At 39.4% G+C, this 19,895-nt stretch carries 19 protein-coding genes, 1 pseudogene and 1 riboswitch; of the genes and pseudogenes, 6 read left to right on the plus strand and 14 right to left on the minus strand.

Annotated features, from left to right (window positions below):
* Positions 1-5: 5 nt before the first annotated feature.
* The gene (locus M4I42_RS09620) at positions 6-728 is read right to left on the minus strand and encodes a polysaccharide deacetylase family protein (protein WP_268851962.1); all 723 of its coding nucleotides are present in this window, start codon (positions 726-728) and stop codon (positions 6-8) included.
* Between the two features lie 191 nt (positions 729-919).
* Between M4I42_RS09620 and M4I42_RS09625 the strand changes: the two genes are divergently transcribed.
* The gene (locus M4I42_RS09625; protein ID WP_442864099.1) at positions 920-1,951 is read left to right on the plus strand and encodes an undecaprenyldiphospho-muramoylpentapeptide beta-N-acetylglucosaminyltransferase; all 1,032 of its coding nucleotides are present in this window, start codon (positions 920-922) and stop codon (positions 1,949-1,951) included.
* A 60-nt stretch (positions 1,952-2,011) separates the two neighbouring features.
* Here the strand turns inward: M4I42_RS09625 and M4I42_RS09630 are convergent, their stop codons facing one another.
* The 3 genes from M4I42_RS09630 to M4I42_RS09640 are packed head-to-tail and all read right to left on the minus strand — an operon-like array spanning position 2,012 to position 3,465.
* Positions 2,012-2,650 carry a hypothetical protein gene (locus M4I42_RS09630; RefSeq protein WP_268851964.1) on the minus strand — a complete coding sequence of 213 codons (639 nt, stop codon included), beginning with the start codon at positions 2,648-2,650 and terminating at the stop codon, positions 2,012-2,014.
* A gap of 24 nt (positions 2,651-2,674) precedes the next feature.
* The gene (locus M4I42_RS09635; RefSeq protein WP_268851965.1) at positions 2,675-3,223 is read right to left on the minus strand and encodes a hypothetical protein; all 549 of its coding nucleotides are present in this window, start codon (positions 3,221-3,223) and stop codon (positions 2,675-2,677) included.
* An 8-nt stretch (positions 3,224-3,231) separates the two neighbouring features.
* Positions 3,232-3,465: a hypothetical protein gene (locus M4I42_RS09640; RefSeq protein WP_268851966.1), complete on the minus strand. Its 234-nt coding sequence runs from the start codon at positions 3,463-3,465 to the stop codon at positions 3,232-3,234.
* 266 nt (positions 3,466-3,731) lie between these two features.
* On the opposite strand from M4I42_RS09640, the pseudogene M4I42_RS09645 reads away from it, so the two are divergent.
* A pseudogene (locus M4I42_RS09645) lies at positions 3,732-4,920 on the plus strand (IS701 family transposase).
* Between the two features lie 194 nt (positions 4,921-5,114).
* Here the strand turns inward: M4I42_RS09645 and M4I42_RS09650 are convergent.
* On the minus strand, positions 5,115-5,885 hold the full coding sequence (locus M4I42_RS09650) for a hypothetical protein (protein WP_097355113.1): 771 nt from the start codon (positions 5,883-5,885) through the stop codon (positions 5,115-5,117).
* 190 nt (positions 5,886-6,075) lie between these two features.
* On the opposite strand from M4I42_RS09650, the gene M4I42_RS09655 reads away from it, so the two are divergent.
* From M4I42_RS09655 to M4I42_RS09670, 4 genes are read left to right on the plus strand one after another with little or no spacing between them, the layout of a single operon-like run.
* Complete coding sequence (locus tag M4I42_RS09655) at positions 6,076-6,243, plus strand: hypothetical protein (protein WP_268851967.1); 168 nt, start codon at positions 6,076-6,078, stop codon at positions 6,241-6,243.
* A 3-nt stretch (positions 6,244-6,246) separates the two neighbouring features.
* Positions 6,247-7,200 (plus strand): polyprenyl synthetase family protein, encoded by a 954-nt coding sequence (locus M4I42_RS09660; protein ID WP_268851968.1) that lies wholly within the window; start codon positions 6,247-6,249, stop codon positions 7,198-7,200.
* 7 nt (positions 7,201-7,207) lie between these two features.
* Positions 7,208-9,295: a sensor histidine kinase gene (locus M4I42_RS09665; RefSeq protein ID WP_268851969.1), complete on the plus strand. Its 2,088-nt coding sequence runs from the start codon at positions 7,208-7,210 to the stop codon at positions 9,293-9,295.
* Positions 9,267-9,866 carry a response regulator transcription factor gene (locus M4I42_RS09670; RefSeq protein WP_268851970.1) on the plus strand — a complete coding sequence of 200 codons (600 nt, stop codon included), beginning with the start codon at positions 9,267-9,269 and terminating at the stop codon, positions 9,864-9,866. Before M4I42_RS09665 ends, M4I42_RS09670 begins: the two co-directional genes overlap by 29 nt.
* 134 nt (positions 9,867-10,000) lie before the next feature.
* On the opposite strand, the gene M4I42_RS09675 is transcribed toward M4I42_RS09670, so the two are convergent.
* From M4I42_RS09675 to M4I42_RS09715, 9 genes are all read right to left on the minus strand, one after another.
* The gene (locus M4I42_RS09675; protein WP_268851971.1) at positions 10,001-10,411 is read right to left on the minus strand and encodes a hypothetical protein; all 411 of its coding nucleotides are present in this window, start codon (positions 10,409-10,411) and stop codon (positions 10,001-10,003) included.
* A gap of 5 nt (positions 10,412-10,416) precedes the next feature.
* On the minus strand, positions 10,417-11,097 hold the full coding sequence (locus tag M4I42_RS09680) for an ABC transporter ATP-binding protein (RefSeq protein ID WP_268851972.1): 681 nt from the start codon (positions 11,095-11,097) through the stop codon (positions 10,417-10,419).
* Positions 11,098-11,101: 4 nt separating this feature from the next.
* Entirely contained in the window at positions 11,102-12,238 is a 1,137-nt protein-coding gene (locus M4I42_RS09685; RefSeq protein WP_268851973.1) for an ABC transporter permease, read from the minus strand.
* A 180-nt stretch (positions 12,239-12,418) separates the two neighbouring features.
* Entirely contained in the window at positions 12,419-13,537 is a 1,119-nt protein-coding gene (locus M4I42_RS09690; RefSeq protein WP_268851974.1) for an ABC transporter permease, read from the minus strand.
* 90 nt (positions 13,538-13,627) lie between these two features.
* Positions 13,628-14,014 (minus strand): hypothetical protein, encoded by a 387-nt coding sequence (locus M4I42_RS09695; protein ID WP_035019298.1) that lies wholly within the window; start codon positions 14,012-14,014, stop codon positions 13,628-13,630.
* Between the two features lie 275 nt (positions 14,015-14,289).
* A complete protein-coding gene (locus M4I42_RS09700; RefSeq protein WP_268851975.1) occupies positions 14,290-15,270 on the minus strand; it encodes a sporulation protein in 981 nt (326 codons plus the stop codon).
* Between the two features lie 99 nt (positions 15,271-15,369).
* Positions 15,370-16,029 carry a sporulation membrane protein YtaF gene (gene ytaF, locus M4I42_RS09705; RefSeq protein ID WP_268851976.1) on the minus strand — a complete coding sequence of 220 codons (660 nt, stop codon included), beginning with the start codon at positions 16,027-16,029 and terminating at the stop codon, positions 15,370-15,372.
* A gap of 116 nt (positions 16,030-16,145) precedes the next feature.
* Positions 16,146-17,981, minus strand: a complete 1,836-nt coding sequence (locus M4I42_RS09710) for an APC family permease (protein ID WP_268851977.1) — start codon at positions 17,979-17,981, stop codon at positions 16,146-16,148.
* A 100-nt stretch (positions 17,982-18,081) separates the two neighbouring features.
* Positions 18,082-18,222: riboswitch (cyclic di-AMP (ydaO/yuaA leader) on the minus strand.
* Positions 18,223-18,374: 152 nt separating this feature from the next.
* Entirely contained in the window at positions 18,375-19,715 is a 1,341-nt protein-coding gene (locus M4I42_RS09715; RefSeq protein ID WP_268851978.1) for a TrkH family potassium uptake protein, read from the minus strand.
* Positions 19,716-19,895: the final 180 nt, after the last annotated feature.

Consider the following 19,895-nt stretch of genomic DNA (forward strand, 5'->3'; position numbering starts at 1 on the left):
TCCCCCTAAATCGCTTGAGTTTGTTTCTTAGTTTGTGCAGCCATCATTTCACTAATCGTCATCCATTGTACGTTTTTCGCTGCTTCGTCTTCGAAAAGTTGTTGCAGCGCTTGAATCATATGTTCTGGCGCTTTTTTGTCAGCTCCAAGCGTCTCACCGCTATCATGAAGAACGATAATCGCCCCGTCTTTCAGGCTCTTTTTTAATCGCCGGACAAGCGTTGCAACTCCTAGTCTCTCTCTCCAGTCTCCGAGGATGGCTGTCCACATCACTGTTACATATTTCTTTTGCACCGTCCACGTACACAAATTAAAGTGTCCCCAAGGTGGTCGGTAGTAAATCGGGCGTTTGCCAGTAATTTGTTCGATCACATCTGCCGATTTTTGCAATCCTCGTTGTAAAAACGGAGGGAATAAAAACCAATTGCTTGTATGTCGATAGTTATGCAGTCCGATATCGTGTCCTTCTTCATTAATACGTCTTACAAGCTGAGGGTACTTTTCTGCCTTCGCGCCAACAAGAAAAAAAGTCGCTTTGATTTCGTGTTTTTTTAACAGATCAAGCAGCTGAGGAGTGTAATACGGGTCAGGCCCGTCATCAAACGTTAAAGCAACGGCTTTGGCTACGTTCCCTTTTTGATAAATGCCTACCCCTGTTTTACGGATCACAACTGTAGGAATGATTCCATATACGATAACGACACATAAAAAAAGCGCAAGCCAACTCACTCCATGCACCTCTTCTTTCTATATACTCATCATTTCGACACACTTCTAAGTTATTCCTTGCTATAATACAATACGGAACGAGGAAAGAAAAGATTCAAACAACTTGACGATTCGTACTATAATCGATAAAAAGACAGGTGATCACATTGAAAAAAATTGTATTGACCGGCGGCGGTACAGCTGGGCATGTCATGGTGAATGTAGCGCTCATTCCGAAACTGAAAGAACGGGGCTGGGACGTTTGTTATATCGGTTCCCATCACGGCATGGAGCGGGAGCTTATTGCGCAATTAAACGATGTACCGTATTTTCCGATTTCAACAGGAAAGTTGCGCCGCTATTTTGACTGGAACAACTTCAAAGACCCGTTTAAAGTAATGAAAGGAACGTGGGAAGCATATAGGCTCATTAAGCGGGAAAAGCCAGACGTGGTGTTTTCGAAAGGCGGGTTCGTTTCGGTTCCTGTCATTATCGGGGCATGGCTAAACGGTGTTCCTGCAATTATTCACGAGTCCGATATGACGCCAGGGCTAGCAAATAAACTTGCGATGCCGTTTGCGACAAAAGTGTGTGTCACGTTCCCGGAAACGTTGCAACATGTCAACAAAGAAAAAGGGATCTACGTCGGCGCTGCTGTTCGCGACGAACTAAAACAAGGAAACGCTGACAAAGGACGAACGTATTGTCAATTTACAAACGACAAGCCCGTTCTTCTTGTGATGGGCGGAAGCCTCGGTTCGAAGCGCATTAACGATGCGTTGCGGGCGAATTTGCAAACGCTCCTTGCTGATTTCCAAATCGTCCATATTTGCGGAAAAGGAAATGTCGATGCACAACTGGCGAACCAAAAAGGATATAAACAATTCGAATACGTTCACGACGAGCTTCCGCATTTGCTGGCGATGGCGGACATCGTTTTATCGCGCGCCGGTTCGAACTCGATTTTTGAATTTTTGACATTGAAAAAACCGATGCTCCTTATCCCATTGTCGAAAGGCGCGAGCCGCGGCGACCAAATTTTAAACGCCCGTTCGTTCGAAAAAGCGGGGTATGCAAAAGTGTTGATGGAAGAAGAGTTGACGGACGACTCGCTGCGCGAAGCGATTTACGGCCTATACGAAAACAAAAACCGCTATATCGAAAACATGAACCGTTCTAAAGCGACCGATGCCTTGCATACGTTACTGTCGCTGATTGAAGAAGCGGGAAAAAGCAAACAATAACGAAACATGGCACCTATAAAACGGGTGCCATGCACATAATAGGGACATTCAAAATTTCCTTTAGTTCTCTGAATTAGTTTTTTTATCATCAATGATAATATTAAACCCTTTATTCGGATCAAACGTTTGATACCATTGAACATCATTAAATATGTGTACCGGAAACATCTCTTTATCTAATATGATAAGATTGTATCTCAGTTCCCCTTTATTTATTTTGTTTATTAAACTGTTTGGTATGTCATTATTCCATGACGTCACAATAGTTACACTATTTGAGAGCTGACCGTTTTTAGGTAAAGGACCCTTAACCGGTTTAGATTTTTTCACATTAGTTAGGTTAAAAAGTTCTTCAGGGTATTCAATCATAAAATAATAGTCTTTATACTGTTCAAGAACTTCATATAATTTTTCTGAAAGCACATAGTCCATGACAAATTTTATAGAGCGATTTTTAGCCTCTATTGACAGTTTTTGCACCAAAAAATTCGGGGGGAGAAACTGCTTCTCTAATGACAATTTCGACTCTGAAGGATTGACAGATTCAACTTCTTTATCAGCTTTATTATTTTTTTCCACCTGATTCGAAGGTTTCTCTGAATTATAATTACTACTTATTTGCTTGCTATCTTCATTATTATCACACGCTGCGAACAGAAGCACCATTAAACAGTAAGTTTTAAGAAGTTTTCTCATCATTAAAAATCACCAGTATTTAAAATTTTATTGCTTGATACTGTCTGAATATCCTTCATATGTCCATTGACCGTTAACGCTTTTTGAACTAACTACATTTCCTCTATACCAGTATTTCTCAGTTCCTAACGCTTTTGCCCACCGACTTCCATATCGAAGAGTATAAGTTGAGCGCGCTGGTATTGTCCATGAAATAGTAGTAGTTTTAGTTATTCTTGAACCCCATCCTACTTCAGCAGACACCCCTACTTCACTAACCATCGCATTAAAAGTTTCAGCAACCGAAACATTTGCAGAGGCATAAGCTTCTCTGCTTATTGAATACGATACGGTATCAGTAGCAGACTTGTTATTCACATGGGTATGTTTCCAATCAATTGTTAAACCTTTTGAATCCGTACTGTGGATATATTCATAGCCTGTAAAATCTATAGCTTGTGAACTAACTGTTGCAGCACTAGAATTATTCATTGTAGGAAACGCTATAGAAACAATTAAAACGCCTACACTAATACCTCTACTAACTTTTTCTTTCCGGCTGTTGATTATAAGAATTTCCGAGTGTTGAATAATCAACAACCGTGCTAATTTTTAGTTTTTCTTTTTTTATATAAAGCCAGACTAATTGTAGAGGCAACCACTCCGCTGCTAAAACTCACTCTAAGTACATTTATAATATATTCAGGTATTTCTTTATACTCCGTTGTTGTCACCCCTCCTGACATATATGTTACTGTTTTATAGGGGACAAATATCAATGCTAAAGTGATTCCTATGACAAAACCGTACATAAAGCCTTTTTCAATAAAATTATTCAAGACTCATTTCTCCTCTCTATGTGTCTGCATTTACAATTCAAAGTTTTGAACTATAGAGTTTTTGTAATAAAAGAAAGTCTGTAGCGTATTCTCAATCGTAAAAAACTGTTGCTCTCTTTATCTAAAGCTAATTCGTTCAATCACTAACTGCAGATGAGCAAATCTGCTAACATAAATTTACAACAAAACAAAAGAAGAGACATGAACCCGATTCCTTGGTTAGAATAGATGTGTCACCAAACCATTCACAAGGAGGTTCATGTCTCATGAATAGATTAGCACACCATCAAGGAATCCACAAGTTTTTCACGATGTTAGGGTTGGCACTTTATTTCTCGAAACCTGTGATGAAGCATCTCGTTCATCTCGTGGATGCGATGGTGACGAAAGGTTTTTCAGGGACGTTGACCGATCTTCATCATGGGAGCTTTCATCCGAACCATCGCACAACACTCAGTCATTTTTTCACGAAAAGCCCTTGAGAAGAAGAGACGTTGCTTCGCAAACTCCAGCAGTGGATCCTTCGTCGTGTCGAATGCAGCTCGAAACGAGAGAATTCCCCCCTTTTTGTTTCGATCGATGATACGATTTGCCAAAAAACGAAGCCTTCGTCACGGGCCACGCACGCCATTCAAGGGGGTGATTGGCACTATTCTCACACATAGAAAAAGTCAATCTGGGGACATTCTCTCGTTTGGCTCATGGTTCATACGATGACCCAAGCGTTTCCTTTTGCCTTTCGCCTCTACGACAAGACGACAGGGAAAAGCAAAGGGAAACTCGCGATCGAGATGCTTTCTTCGTTGGATATGAGTCGCCCCGTTTATGTGCTCATGGACTCTTGGTATCCATCCCAAACGCTCGTGGAAGCTTGTCTGAAAAAGGGATTCCACTTGATTGCGATGCTCAAGACGAACCGAATTCTCTACCCGAAAGGCATCGCCATCCAAGCAAAGCATTTTTCCGCTATATCGAACCAAATGACACCCGCCTTGTCACGGTGGGGGACGAGCGTTACCGCGTGTATCGCTACGAAGGCGCTCTCAAAGATCTCGATGATGCCGTGGTGCTGCTCGCTTGGAAAGCCGATCAACCGATGACATCGGAACATCTTCATTGCGTCTTGGGCACCGATCGGGAGTTAAACGACGAAGACATCTTACGCTACTACGCTGAACGTTGGTCGATCGAATGCTTTTTCCGGCAGGCGAAAGATCAGCTGAAGCTCGGTGGATACCGTGTTCGTCAAGTTCGGGCGGTGAAACGGTATTGGATCTTGGTGCAACTTGCGTATGTGTACAGTATGTTCGAGTCCAACAGTGATTTGTCGAATGGGCTCGACCTCCTTCGAACAAAGAAAGCCAACAGTATGGTCAAATTTATCTACAGCGCTACAGCGCGACAAAACAAAATATTCCCATTGATGCCGTTAAAAAACAGCTCCACGTGGCATAAGGGGTACCCTTTTTGCCTCTTTTTAAATGGTAATTATTGCAACAAAATTGTTCAACTCCAGTAATTAATTTAAATCGACGCTCCATGTCAAGCCTTTAAATCCAATAGCTAAAATTCAGTGCATTATAAACAGAATAATAATACGAATATTCTGTATTTTTATCACAAGCAATGCATAGCCCAAAAAACGTAAGTTATTTGATATCTCTGGACCAGTTTACAATCGGATCCTGTAAACTAGGTTCTCCATAAGTACCAGTGTAGGTTTCTGATACATTGCCCGTTATGCGATTTATTTTTCGAACAATATAATTTCCTCTATCATGAAATCTAGTTGAATAATATTGTCTACTTGTATACCCTTTTGAAGGACCTAAAAAAGTTCTACCTTTCTCATAAGTATAAGTGACTGACGCATTTAGGGATGCATTTAGCTCTGCAAGTCCTTCGTCCGGCAGTTTAGTCGCCCCACTAATAGTAGCAGAATTAGTAACAGTTATTGAAGATTTTAAAGTTGCTGTTTCACCATAAGCAACACTTATAATCAATTGTGCAGCTAGCGGAGACCTATCAGTATATTTCTTTGTCACCTCGTATCGATAAAGCAAACTTTCCGGCTGAGCAGCATTAAGAGAGAATCGATTGTTTTTAGAATTTAGGATTCCTGCATTGTTTGGGATTGTTATACAAGAAGACGGTTCAATAATATCATGAATAGTTACATTGTCACTAATGTCCGCTTGCTCAGCTATATCTTTGATCAGATTATCACTAAGTCTATCTTTAAAATCTGGCCTATCTAAGTTTATAATAAGCCGTTCACCATCAGATTTTTCTACAATAATTTTTTGGTTACTTTTTTCTACAATATCAAATTTATCTTCTTCCAAACCCTTAGCATATACTCCAGTTGCAAATAAAAGCATTAACCCTAAAGTAAGGCCAGTAATGGATTTTTTTAACACTATTAACATCTCCCTATATTTGTATTAAGCCGGTCGACTTCACCACTTGATTGTATCAGAATAAGCGAGGAAAAACATCCGTATTTTCCGCAAATTTAATTGCGGAAAATACCTATTTTTCTCAAAAAAGGTGACATAACTTGTAATATAGTGTAAAATTTTGATAGATTATTGTTGGGAGGTATGTATCATGAATCAAAATTTATGGAATGTCCTTCAAAATTTTCTTGAGAAAGAGGTCGTAGGGACAGTAGAACTTGCGCTCGCAAAGGAAACTTTAAGCCCTCAACAATTTTCAGCATTAACGGAATATCTGCAACATGGAATAAAAAAAATAGAAGGAAGACCTTGGGTGTAATATATGACGAAGTATATAGGAAGAGGTACAATCAAAGCTTTTTTGCAAAATCACTTATCTACTAACTGCATGTTAGACAAAGAAATCGTTCAATATATTTTTAATATGCTACACGGTAAAGGAAAAGTATTTCATACTGATGAAACGTATTTTTCTTGGGGAGAATTTTATGTACAAGTATCCTCATTTCATTTGAAAGATGATACTTGTATACAGTCTGTTATTAGTCACGCGGCTGCTATTGAACTTCTCATTTTAGCAACCGACATTTTTGATGAAATTTCCGACTATGATCAAAGTGATCAAATCATAAGTCAGCTATCGATTGGGGAAGCAGTCACGATCGCTAATGCACTTATGATGGAAGCATTTCAGCTCATTCTTCATAACTCTAAAACAGATGTTCAAGAAAAACTCTCCATAATTATATATGAATTACAAAATGCATGTAATGGACAATGGAGAGACTTGCATTTTATTATTTCTGAATGTATTCCAACAGAAGAAGAATATTTTTCTGTCGTTAAACAAAAATCGTCAACACTAGTAAAACTAGTTTGTGGACTTAGTGATATGTACAATAAAAGCATATGGGAATCCATCGCAATTGATATTGGTATTGCTGGTCAATTGAAAAATGATGCTGCAGACATTGTTTCAGAGAACAAAAGCGACCTAATTAATAAAAAAGCCACTCTCCCGTTAATCAAAGCGATTGAATATAGCTCTAAAAAGGACAATGGATGGCTGATCAAGAAACTTCACCAACTAGAAACAACTGACGATAACTCTGCGTTAATCTTAGAGATTAAGAACTACATCCGAAAAACGGGAGCGATCGATTACTGCTTCATTCTCTCAAAAATTTATATGAACAAGGCATTAGAGCAAATTGCTACCCATTTTCCCGAAAAACAAATTCAAATACAGCGCTTAAAAAGATACTTAGAAAGTTAGGGATAGCATGAACAAAAAAGTTTTTCCTTCTGCTATAACACTCATTTCCGTTCTCATTATTTGTTATATTCTTTTGAAAATGTACAATGAACACGTTTCTCTACATTACTATTTCCCAATATTTATAGGGATGGCGTTTTTATTCATTGGGATTTATAGCTATAGTCAAAAAGCGAATTCCGCTGTCGTTCAACATTTTTTTGCTCTCATGTTTATTAGTGGATTAGCGATCGCTTTGTCAACGCCTGCTAGCCTAAATATAAAACCAGCAAAGGAATTGGAGGTCATCTCTATTTCGTTTGCTTCTTACGCTCTTTTGCGATTTTTTGAATATTTTCCTTCTTCTATAAAACCAACCTTTTTTCGTAAAATACGTATAATCACATTATTTATTGCTATTTTCATAACGCTCATTTATCTTTTAACAGGCATTGATCACCTTGTCATCGTCAACACGATTGTCCGGCCATGCATTGTTGCCAACCTTATTTTAGCGTTGCTATCTTGTGCAATTCTATTTTATTTACACCTTCGTTCCAACTCTGAGAAGATAAAAAACCAAATATATGTTTTGATCGGTAGTCTCATTATATCGTTTGTACCAGTTGTCGCTCTTAGTTTGATTCCTGATGCTTTTTTTTCTTTTTCCGGCGTTCCTTTTCATTATAGCCTTGTCAGCATTATTATATTTCCTATAACGCTATCATATTTGTTAACGCGGCAAGAAATTTTGGATTTTCGCGAAATATTAAAGAAAACTAGCATTCAATTATCAATAATTGTTTTTTGTTTACTTATGTTTAACATACTACTGTTCATGTTTTACGATGTTGAATTAAAACTATCCATTTTAATCAACACCTTGCTTCTTTGCCTTTTCATTGTTTATGATTTAACTCATCAAGTGATAGGACAATTACAAATGAAGAAATGGCACCTAAAGCATCAAGAAATCCAAAAAGAAAAATTGTTCATTCTTCAGCAACTGCTAAACGGAAAGCATTTAGAATATTGCGCAAAGCTCATTGCTGATTTAATACATAAAACGATCCATGTTACTGGAGTATATATAACGTTGAAAAATGATAACATCCCTATCGCTTTGCATAAAACAGGAATTTTTCTTCATCTTGACGATGGTGAACTACTATCCCACGTTCTCCGGATTAGTCATTTCGAAAAAATCAATATCAATGAAAAAAATTGCTTTCTCTATCCTATGAATATAGAAGATACAACAATTGGGTGGATGATCATCGGAGAAAAAACAAATGCGACGATGTTTGACCAAGAAGAGCGAAAGCTAATTGAAAAAATCCAAGCTGACGCAACGGAATTATTTTCTAGCTCACAAACGTTACAACAGATTGAGAACCAACTAAAGAAAACAACGAAAGAATCATTTATGTCTGAGCAATCCCACTGGCTCCTGCTTCATGAACAAGAAGAGGAAAAAAGGAGGCTGTCCATTTTCCTCCATGACGAGGTATTGCAACATTTAATTCTTCTTCTCAATAAGCTTGAATGGTTTATTCAAAAGAGAAATATAGATAAAAGACTATTCGATGACATTAAAGGATTGATTCAACGCGATATTTTTGAAATCAGAGAGATGTGCCACGAGTTGTATCCTGTTATGGTGGAAGATTTAGGGCTCAAACAAAGTCTCTCTTCATTAAAGAGAAAATGCGAAGTGAACTATAACGTGATTGTTGAAATCAATTATATTACTAACCTAAAAATCATTCCGCCGTTTCTCTCTATTCAAGCATTTCGGATCATTAAAGAATTAGTTCATAACGCAATCAAACATTCTTCGTCAAGAAAGATTGTTGTAACTGTTGAAGAAACACACCAGTTTCTAAGTATACAAGTAAAAGATTACGGCGTCGGATTTAAGGTGCCAAGTCATTTATTAGAATTATCACAGACAAATCACTTAGGTTTAATTACCATTCAAAAAAGGGTTCATCAGCTAAAAGGCACAATGACAATACATTCAGAGCTGGGGACTGGAACTTGCATTTCAGTTTCTCTGCCAATTACAGCTGAAGAAGGTGGGGGCAATGAAAATCAAAATATTATTAGTAGATGACCATTTATTGGTCATGCATGGAATTCAACAATTGTTAGAAAATGAAGTCGATTTGGAGGTTGTCAATACCATTTGTTATCCCGCACTTTTAGAGACAGAAATCAAAAAACATAACCCCGACGTAATTGTCATGGATATAAGGATGAAAAACGATAATGGGATTGAGTGGACAAGAAAAATTGTTAAAACATACCCAACATGCAAAGTCGTGATTTTATCAGGATATGATTATGACGAATATATTCAAGCTGCCTACGAGGCTGGAGCCTATGCTTTTGTAAACAAGGAAAATTCATCCTTTGAATTGGCTAATGCCATTCGGCAAACTTATTTAGGGATAAAATCTTTTCCAACTGATCGATTACACAATTATAATTCCCCTCTCACAACAACTGAATTGAAAATTCTTCAATTCATTTCCGAAGACAAGACAAACGCGGAAATTAGCAACCTGCTGCATATCAGCCGTAGAACGGTTGAGCATCACATATCTTCCATTTTGCGAAAGCTTGATGCCGATTCGCGGGTCGGAGCGGTTGTGAAGGCGATAAAACTAGGGTTGATTGGGTAAAAAGCCTAGGTCACCCTAGGCTTTCTTTCTAAAACTGTTATGTCAATCAATAAAGAGCGACTATTGTTAGGGGCACATCAAATAAATGACTCTCTGTTTCTACAAATCTCGACAATCCTAGGAGTGTGACCACCTTACCGAATACTTTTGAACACGAGTATATACTTTCCATCTGTATCTTTGTTTGTGTAATATTTCGCCCTCCATACTCCTTTTTGTGGCGTTACATTCAATTGCTTATTTAACGGTTGCGCAATCGTGACTTCTCCTCGATCGATGATATTTCCTTTTGGATCGTACAGCTCATATGTCAAACTACCGCCTTTGAGCTGAATGCGATGGTCAATATGCAACTTTTCGTACTTTATTTTATTCACCTCAATGGTTGCTTCGAAAACACGATATTTTTCCTCATACTGTTCAGGTAAAAATAATCCTTCTGCGGATGATTCAAATGTCTCTTTGTATATGAACGTATAATACAATATACCTAACAAAACAATAAACGTAAGACTGCCGAACAAAAGCAACAACTTTTTGCTCATTCACACTACCCCTTTCCCTTATCTAGCTGAATGCATCCATCACTAAGATAAATCATGCGATTAGCATAAGAAGCTATTTTTTCATCATGTGTAATGACAATGATACATTTCCCCTCTTCGTTCATTTGTTGAAGGAGCTCCATTACTTTCTCGCCATTTTGACGATCAAGCGATCCTGTCGGTTCATCAGCTAAAACGATGTTCGTTTCCGCTACCATCGCCCTTGCAATGGCAACACGTTGTTTTTGTCCCCCCGATAATTTAGAAATATTCTTTTGTCGCAAATGAAAAATGCCAAGCTTGTTTAAGTAATATTCAACTTTTTCGCGTCGCTCCTTTTTTGACATGTTTCGTTTTAATAATGGGAGTTCAACGTTTTCAAATACAGTGAAGTTTGTCATTAATGCGAATTGTTGGAAAATGAAGCTAACCTTTTTATTGCGAATATCGCTTAGCTGTCTGTCATTTAATCTCGTTACATCTTCCCCTTCAAGTCGATATACTCCTTCTGTCGGGACATCCATACATCCGATAATATTTAATAAAGTCGATTTTCCCGATCCAGAAGGTCCCATAATTGCAATAAACTCTCCACGTTCAATTTGTAGACTTACCTGACTTAGCGCCTTCGTCGCGTATTCATCCTTACCATATATTTTTGTTACATTTTGTAATTCAATGAACATCTATTTATTCCCTCCCTTCCACCAAATTGCGCAATGCTAATTTATTTACGTTCCAAAGTGGAATAAATGAAGATAGCAAAACTATAAAACATGAAACAACCATAATTTTTACGTACAACGACCAAGTGAACGCTTGCAAACGAATGTTATATTCAAAAAATGTATCTTGCCATTCTGTCCAATAACTTAGCACAACACCGATAATGGCTGAAGTCATCACAAGTAAAAACAATTCCATCACAACTATTCGCCCGATATCACGTTTGCTTGCCCCAGTCACCATCATGACCCCAATATCGTATTTACGTGCTTGGATAGAAGATATCGTCACAGAAATTACCCCAATGAGTGTAACAACAACGAAAAACAAGCCAACCATAAAAGTAAATCGGGCGCTTTGTTTTGTATTATTTTCATACTCTTTCATCTCATTGGAAATTGTTTTTAACGTCGGATAAATACCAAGCTCTTTCCCTTTCTGTTCGATAGTTTTCTCGACAGATGAAAAATCCCGCTTATCAGATAACTGCAAAAATAGGTTGTTTAGCCGCACTGCAACATCCATCGGTCTTCCATCTCTTTCCTCAGGAAAATATGGAGCGACAAAAAAACGATCTAGCTCATTCGCGTGATCAATAAGATAATCATTGGCGGATAACCATTTCGCCCCTTGTTCCAATATCCCAACGACTTCGTATGTAACAAAAAACGCATTCTCTCCTAATCCAGCTAGAGCTTGAAACCGATCTCCAATGTGAAATACATCGTGATAATCATATCCTATTAAAATAGGAATCACATCTTTGTTTGTTTTCTCAAAGTCCTCTTTGCTTAGTTCCCTTCCTTTCATTAATTGAAACTTTGAAAAAAGACGATATATGTCATAGTCGAAATATATAATTTTTGTACTATCTGTATATGATTCCATACGAGTATTTGCATACAATTGTTCATTTTTTCGCATGTATCGTGTTTTATTTGCGAAGTTTTGTGGACTAATCGTCGTTTCTTCAAAAGATCCGTATCCCTTTACATTTGGTATTGTTTTTATAAATTTTTCAAGCTTGCGAAATCTCTCTACAAACCATTGACTATCGTCACCATCTGGAATAAACAATCGAATGGTCGTTTCTTCTTTCATATGTGTAACAGAAAATAGTTGTTTTTGTTGATAACGAATTGTCTCGATTGTGATCAGCGCATGATTGATGACCCAAAATGATACAATGAGTTGAACGATCATTAATACTATGATCCATTTTCTTTGCCACATGCTTTTCAAATTGAGTAGCATATACTTCATTTTTTATCTCCTCAATTTCTACTTTTTATGTATGACATGAATAGGTTGCACACGAAAAGCACGAAAAGCTGGAACGATAATTGCAATTAGTGATGAGCAAAAAACAAATCCAATTGCTGCTGAAAAGTGCAACAAAGAAATGCGTAATGGGAATCCTACCCATTTTTCAAATATATGCTGAAATAGCCATTGCACACCATACCCAAAAACGACTGCAATACTACATAATACAACCATTTCACTAAAAATCATAAAAACGATGTCGCGATTCGTATATCCGAACGCTTTCCTTATTCCAATTTCATATATTCTCTCTTGTACCCAATAAAACGATAAATTCACAACATTAACTAAAGAAAGTAAGTAAATAAGAACGATAAGCATTAGGCGATCACCAATATCAATTCGGAACGATAACTGTGCTTCGTATGGAAAAGAATCAATGCTTGCTTGTGGAAATAACTTCTCTGCTTGCATACGAATAGATTTTTCATCCTTGTACGTATCTTTTTTAGCATTATAGAGTGTCAATGTAATTTGCTGCTGACTTAATAATTTACTAATAACACTCGGCGGTAATGACGTCATTGGAATAAGAACTTGTGAATCCAATAATCTTGAATTTTCTCCCGTTATCCCAATTATCCCAATACACTTGTATCGCTCACCCGATAAGACAATATAGCGCTCATTCCCAATGATCGTTGTATCTTTTTCCCATTCGGATCCTATAAGAGCCACTTTCTCTCCCCTTCTTATTTCTTCCTCAGTAAAATAACGTCCTTCCCTTATAGGTAGACGAGGTTCAACAGACTCCCTTACATGTTCCGGGGTCACCATTATGGGCATGCCATCATGCAAAAGAGCCACACCTTCTAATATAATCCCTGTTTCCTGATCTATATTGTCAAACAATCGAAAAAGATCATTCCATGTTGGTTCATGTGAAAATGCCACCATTAGCTTTGTTGCATGCGGCGGAACATATTGCTCAAGCTGTCTTTGAAGTAAATGAGAATAATTTATGCTAGAAATACCGATTGAAATCATCAGTAGTGATATAACTAAACCTAAAACTGCAAAGGCAGTTGTAAATGGATGAGCACGCCACTGACTCTTAAAAGATTGAAAGGACATATAAAAACCACCTTCCACAAACACGATAAATCAAAATGAAACGAAAATAAATACGCATTAGGCTTATTTATTTTCGTTTTACAGAAGGCATCAATCATCACGTAATGAACGGACAACTAACTCTTTATTCGTAGCTGTATCATTAATGGAATGGCGACTTTGATAGACATCCACACCTGTCCAAGAATAAGTTGCTTGAGCCCATTCCTTATCCTCTTGATATTTGTATCCTTGCATTTTATTATTTTTCCACATTTCTAACCTTACAGCTACTTTGTAACCACTCTTAGGATTGACAAATTTTGTCTCCGCTACTGCATTATCATTATCAAATAAATTCCAATCAACATCCAACTTATAATTTGCTTGCAAACCTTTGTATTCTAATATCCCGCTCTGAACCTCAGCATATACATGCGCACCTGATAGTAAAGCCGTACAAAGACCTAAAGATGCAAGGGCAGTCTTAGTCTTCATTTTCAATTCAACATCCTCCCTTACGAAATATTCTCTTCTGAGCCGGCTCGCTTTCAGTCTATCACAAACTTCCATCCTATCATATCCGTATTTTCCGCAAATTTCATTGCGGAAAATACCTATATAGGTGTAGAAGGTTCAACATTTTTACCGTTTGCGTCGTTATTTTGTTACCTAGTCGCTGTCGAACTCGGGATAATCAGGCTTAGTGTATAGCAGGCAATCCAAAACTAAAGAAAAAGGCCTTCCCCTGCATAAGAGAAGGCCTTCCCAAATTATAGAATATCAATATCATCATCGCCGTCGAACCAGTCGCCTACCATATCCTCCACTTGATCGCCGACATCAAACGCATCTTCTACTACATCCTCGATTAGTTCTTCCGCCACCATGCCAGCAAGCATTCCGGCGGCAAATCCACCAATCGCTCCCATCATTCCATGTCCGTGATGGCGGGAAGGATAGGTATGATAATACCCCGGATCGTGCGGAACATGCGGCTGGTGTGAGATATAGGACGAATGGGCATACATTTGCGGCTGTTGCACCATCTCTTGCAATAACATATGCCATTTTTGCGCCAATCCTTCGACGTCGTTCACTTCATCATAACTAAAGAACACATCCCGTTTTAATTCTCTCTCACCGAACCCCAATATTCCATTCAATACATCGACTTCAAGCTGCAAGCGAATACCGTGTTCCTCAAAAAAAGCGAAACATTCAATTTCTTCAATCACACCTCGAAACGACTCTGTCGGGAAAAATGCAAACTCTTGTCCATGTGCCGTGATTTTCCCAGAAGTTGGCTTTTCACGAAAACCGAGCTTGTCTAATGCGTAAAATATTTTTTCTAACGGCACCGGCGGCAAGATGCGGATCGCATCCTGATCAAATGCATCGACCCCATCGGCAATATCAAGACGTGTAACGAACACGTACTCCACTCCGTAACGGGTGATCGGCAAATGAAGCGGAAGCGTATAAGAAAACGGCCATACTTTTCGTTCCCCCGGTTGGATCGTAAACGACGGAGCAACCGGAATGACCGCAACAGTCTGGCGGTGCTGCTGGCCATTCGCATGAACGATAAGGCGAAGCTCCACATCCAATTTACGAATATGTTGCTCTGTCATCCCGCCTTCAATGAAAAATTCGCCTTCGATCTTTTCACCAACTCGCACATGCGGATGGTGTAATACAAGATTGATTTTCGCCGAACCGATTCCTAATTTGGATAATAGTTTTTTAAACACGTTTGCTCCCTCCTTACTGCTTCTAGTTTATTGTTACGAACGAACGGGCAAAAGGATTCAAAAAACCCTAAAGGCCGCACAAACCTTTAGGATTTTTCGCTAAAAAAACATTTTCGAAATCCCTAAACAAATTAAAATCGCTCCTGGAATCATCGTCGCTTTTTTCATCGCTTTAATTTTCGCAAATTTATACCCTGCTTTTAGCCCAAAACGAATGAACAAAATATTTAGCAACGATACGAGCAAAGCAAGCATAAGCGGCGAATATCCTAGAAACGAAGCGCTTAAGCCCGCCCCGAACGCATCCATCGATAAGGCGAAGCCAATCAGCATCGCCTCGTTCATGCTGATGCTTCCCGATCCGTCTAAATCGGCTAACGTCGGCCTTTTTAAAATTTGAATGACAATTCCAAGTCGTTTCAGATGAACGCGCCATATTCGCATTGTTGCTATCGGGCGAGGCGCAACGTCTTCCAGTTCATCTTCTCGTTTCTTCCATACATTATAAATAGCCCATACCCCAAGCACTATTAAAATGCACGCCGCAATTGCTTTTTCAGCTCGCACCGGCAACAGCAAGACAAGGAAAGAACCGACATACATAGACAATAACAACATGAACCCTGAAAACAACGCAATGATTAACATCGATGGGAGCGGAAATTTCATTTTCCGCATCCCGTACGTCACTCCAACGCTTAAACTGTCTAAACTCACCGCCAACGCTAACATCATCATCGATACGTATTTTAACATCATGTCGTTCCCCCTGCGTTACTATATGCACAAGCGAACGCAAGGGAAACTCGGCTATGAGTTTTATCATTTTTCGACGGTTTTCGATTTCCAGGGAAATATTTTTTCCCGTTTCGACATTATTCTTTCAAATGATATGGTAGCGTCGCAATGACAATGTCTTTTTTCAAAATCAAGAAAAACCTTAAAATAATCGCTGTTTGGTTATGCAATAATGTATGCCACCACTTTTTCACAATAAACTGCGGCATTAAAATCGTAATCGGCGCTCCTTTTGTTTGCTTCTCTACTTCGTTAATATAATCGAGCATTGGCGAAAGGATCGTCCGATACGGGGAATAAATGATTTTCAATTCGATATCCGGGTAAAACTTTTCCCATTTCTCTCGCAGTTTTGGTTCCTCGTCTTCATGAAAAATAATCGAGATCGCCGTAATATCATGCGAAATGCTTCGCGCATATTGAATCGATTGCGCGACGACTTTGCTCACCCCAGAAATCGGGATAATCACTTTCGGTTCGACTATTTGTTGACGGTGTTGCCATTCTTGTTCATCGAGCCTTAATTGTTCGCCTAACTTATCATAATGGGCGCGAATTTTATAAAACAGCACGACGAGCAGCGGTATTGAAATAATGACTAGCCATGCTCCTTGCGTAAATTTTGCAATAACCGTAATGATCGTCACCAAACCAGTCACGACCATCCCTGCCATAATGGTCACAAGCGTAACGGCATTGCGTCCGTTTTTCTCCTTCCATATTTTTTTCACCATTCCGAACTGCCCGATCGTAAACGATAAAAAGACACCAACCGCATAGAGCGGAATAAGCGAATGCGTTTCGCCATGGAACACCACAATTAAAATCATCGCTAATACGCTAAGCAAAATAATCCCGTTGGAAAAGACGAGACGGTCACCGCGAGCGGATAAGCTGCGCGGCAAAAAGCGGTCGTTAGCAATGATCGAAGCAAGCTGTGGAAATCCAGCAAAACTTGTATTCGCCGCCAACACTAAAATGAGCATCGTCACCATTTGAAACAAATAGAAAAAGATGCTATTTCCAAACACGTGCTGCCCGATTTGCGAAATAACCGTCTTATGCTCCAACGGCGTCACGCCAAATCCAGCTGCTAAAATCGTAATGCCTAAAAACATTGTGCCTAATAAAAACGACATCCACCCCATCGTAATCGCCGCGTTTTTCGAGCTGTCCGGCTTGAATGAAGGAACACCGTTGCTAATCGCCTCTACTCCCGTCATCGCCGAACATCCGGAAGCAAACGCCCTTAATAAAATAAAGACTCCGTATCCTGATGAAAAGAAATGTTCCGCAGACGCATGCTCCCGATAATTGAAGCCGTTCCATCCTTCATGCCATAATTGCCAGCCGCCAACGGCAATTAACACTAGCACCGAAATAATAAACAAATACGTTGGATAGGCGAACACCGTTGCCGATTCGGTAATGCCGCGTAAATTTAAAATCATTAACAACAACACGAGCGCGATAGCAATATGCACTTTCCACGGAAGCAAGCTCGGAAACGCCGAAGTTACTGCCGCGACACCGGAGCTAATACTCACCGCCACCGTCAATACGTAATCAATCATCAATGCCGCACCAGCGACTAAACTCGTCGTCGTGCTTAAATGATCTCTCGCGACGACGTAAGCGCCGCCGCCAGACGGAAAGGCGTAAATAATTTGTCGGTAAGACAATGTCACAACGACCAACAATGCTAAAATTGCCAACGCAATCGGCAATGAGAAAAAAAAGACACCCGTTCCTATCAGCATGAGCACTAACAAAATCTCTTCTGTCGCATACGCCACAGATGAAAGTGCGTCTGATGAAAACACAGCCAACGCTTTCCATTTTGGTAATTTCTCGTGTTTCAGCCGTTTTGTTTCCATCGGCGATCCAATTAACAATCGTTTAATCGAAGCCATTTCTCCTTCTCCTTTTTCGTTCCCTATAGTTAGCTTTATTTTGCGCATTGTAAAGAAAAAAACACAAAAAGCCGCTAAGGATGTCCCTAACGGCTATACTACATCCCTCCCATCACGCTTACGAGGTTAGCTGTCGGGTTAGGGCCATGAGAGTAGCCCCTCCTGTTTTGGATTCACCCCAAGTAACAAATGTTACAACGTCGGTTCCCCCGCTCCTGAACGGATTCAGCGATATATCCTATATATGATCAACCATAGCTGATATGTTACTCTCTTCCACTTCCGTTGTAAAGAAGCGAAAAAAACGGATTAGGAAGGAAATGACTCATTTGATCGCTTTTTACGCTTGATTTTCATTTTTTCTTACGCATGCTTTTCTTTTTTCCTTCATGCTCAGCCAATCATTATTTTCCCTTTCGGATAGCGGAATGGATCTGGTTTTCGATGCAACGTCACCGCGTAAGCAATCGTGAGCGGCCCAACCCTTCCAGCAAACATCGTAAAAATAATAAGCACTTTGCCAAACGGCGACAATTCCGGCGTTAATCCCATCGACAATCCGACCGTCCCAAACGCCGATGTCGCTTCAAATAAAATCATTAAAAAGTCGTGTCCACGCTCGGTAATTGTTAGTAACATCGTCACCACCATCACAATAAACAAGCCGCTTAACGTCACCGTTAACGATTTGTAAATCGTGTCATATACAATTCGTTTTTTAAAGAAAATGACGTCTTCTTTTCCTTTAATTTGCGACCAAACGGCACCGAGCAATGTCGCAAATGTCGTCGTTTTAATTCCGCCACCCGTTGAGCCCGGCGAAGCGCCGACAAACATCAAAAAGATAATTAAAAAGAGCGTCGGCTGCGTCAAATCCGGGATATTAAGCGTATTGGAACCAGCTGTTCTTGGTGTCACCGCCTGAAAGAGCGACGCTAAAATTTTTCCGAACGGAGAGAGGGGCTGCAATGTTTTCGGATTGTGAAACTCCAATAAAAAAATAAACAACGTACTAAATACGACTAACAAACCGCTCGTCACAAAGACAATTTTTGTATGCAACGAAAACCGGCGCACTTGCCGGTATTCATATATTTCATTCATGACAATAAACCCGATACCACCTAGTGTAATGAGCGCACAAACAACGAACGTGACAATCGGGTCTTCGACATATCCCGTCAAACTGCGAAACTCTCCCATTAAATCAAAACCAGCGTTATTAAAATTGGAAATCGCGTGGAACATGCCAAAATAAAACGCCTTTAGTAGCGGCATATCGAACGAAAAACGAATCGTTAACAACAACCCACCAATTACCTCAATGACAACGGTAAACACTAACACCCGTTTAACGAGCCGAACAATCCCTTCGATCGATAAATTGTTTAACGCCTCTTGAAGCAACAGCCGCTCTTTTAAAGAAATGCGCTTACCGACAAGAAAGGCAAAAAACGTCGCAAACGTCATAAATCCTAAACCGCCGATTTGAATTAAAAACAAAATGACAAGCTGACCAAACAACGTAAACGTCGTGCCAGTATCCACGACAACAAGCCCAGTAACGCACGTTGCCGATGTCGCCGTAAACAGCGCATCAAGCCACGGAAGGCCTTGTCCGTCGTTTGTGGCGATCGGAAGCGTTAACAGCATCGCTCCTAACACAATAATAAGTGCAAATCCGATCACTAACACTTTCGGAGGGTCAAACGTATATTTTCGCATTTGTTGCATCTTCTCCATGCCTCCCATCATCACATCAACATTCCATACTTTTTACACTCCATCGTACATGTAAAAAATATACCAAAAATATATTCATCTTGTACAATGATTTTTAGAGACCGTCGCTTCTTTTATACCGTTTATTTAATAAAATTACAAAAAGACCATATGCTGGATTTGACGAAATGC

This window comes from Anoxybacillus sp. J5B_2022 (genome assembly GCF_026847645.1).
Classification (GTDB): Bacteria; Bacillota; Bacilli; order Bacillales; family Anoxybacillaceae; genus Anoxybacteroides.

Excerpts from the sequence above, each read along its gene's own strand:
- M4I42_RS09660 (WP_268851968.1), top strand. The coding sequence starts at position 6,247 with ATGACGAAGTATATAGGAAGAGGTACAATCAAAGCTTTTTTGCAAAAT.
- ytaF (WP_268851976.1), bottom strand. The coding sequence starts at position 16,029 with ATGATGTTAAAATACGTATCGATGATGATGTTAGCGTTGGCGGTGAGT.
- M4I42_RS09695 (WP_035019298.1), bottom strand. The coding sequence starts at position 14,014 with ATGAAGACTAAGACTGCCCTTGCATCTTTAGGTCTTTGTACGGCTTTA.
- M4I42_RS09690 (WP_268851974.1), bottom strand. The coding sequence starts at position 13,537 with ATGTCCTTTCAATCTTTTAAGAGTCAGTGGCGTGCTCATCCATTTACA.
- M4I42_RS09675 (WP_268851971.1), bottom strand. The coding sequence starts at position 10,411 with ATGAGCAAAAAGTTGTTGCTTTTGTTCGGCAGTCTTACGTTTATTGTT.
- M4I42_RS09710 (WP_268851977.1), bottom strand. The coding sequence starts at position 17,981 with ATGGCTTCGATTAAACGATTGTTAATTGGATCGCCGATGGAAACAAAA.
- M4I42_RS09715 (WP_268851978.1), bottom strand. The coding sequence starts at position 19,715 with ATGCAACAAATGCGAAAATATACGTTTGACCCTCCGAAAGTGTTAGTG.
- M4I42_RS09655 (WP_268851967.1), top strand. The coding sequence starts at position 6,076 with ATGAATCAAAATTTATGGAATGTCCTTCAAAATTTTCTTGAGAAAGAG.
- M4I42_RS09680 (WP_268851972.1), bottom strand. The coding sequence starts at position 11,097 with ATGTTCATTGAATTACAAAATGTAACAAAAATATATGGTAAGGATGAA.
- M4I42_RS09625 (WP_442864099.1), top strand. The coding sequence starts at position 920 with ATGGTGAATGTAGCGCTCATTCCGAAACTGAAAGAACGGGGCTGGGAC.
- M4I42_RS09630 (WP_268851964.1), bottom strand. The coding sequence starts at position 2,650 with ATGATGAGAAAACTTCTTAAAACTTACTGTTTAATGGTGCTTCTGTTC.
- M4I42_RS09685 (WP_268851973.1), bottom strand. The coding sequence starts at position 12,238 with ATGAAAGAAGAAACGACCATTCGATTGTTTATTCCAGATGGTGACGAT.
- M4I42_RS09665 (WP_268851969.1), top strand. The coding sequence starts at position 7,208 with ATGAACAAAAAAGTTTTTCCTTCTGCTATAACACTCATTTCCGTTCTC.
- M4I42_RS09670 (WP_268851970.1), top strand. The coding sequence starts at position 9,267 with ATGAAAATCAAAATATTATTAGTAGATGACCATTTATTGGTCATGCAT.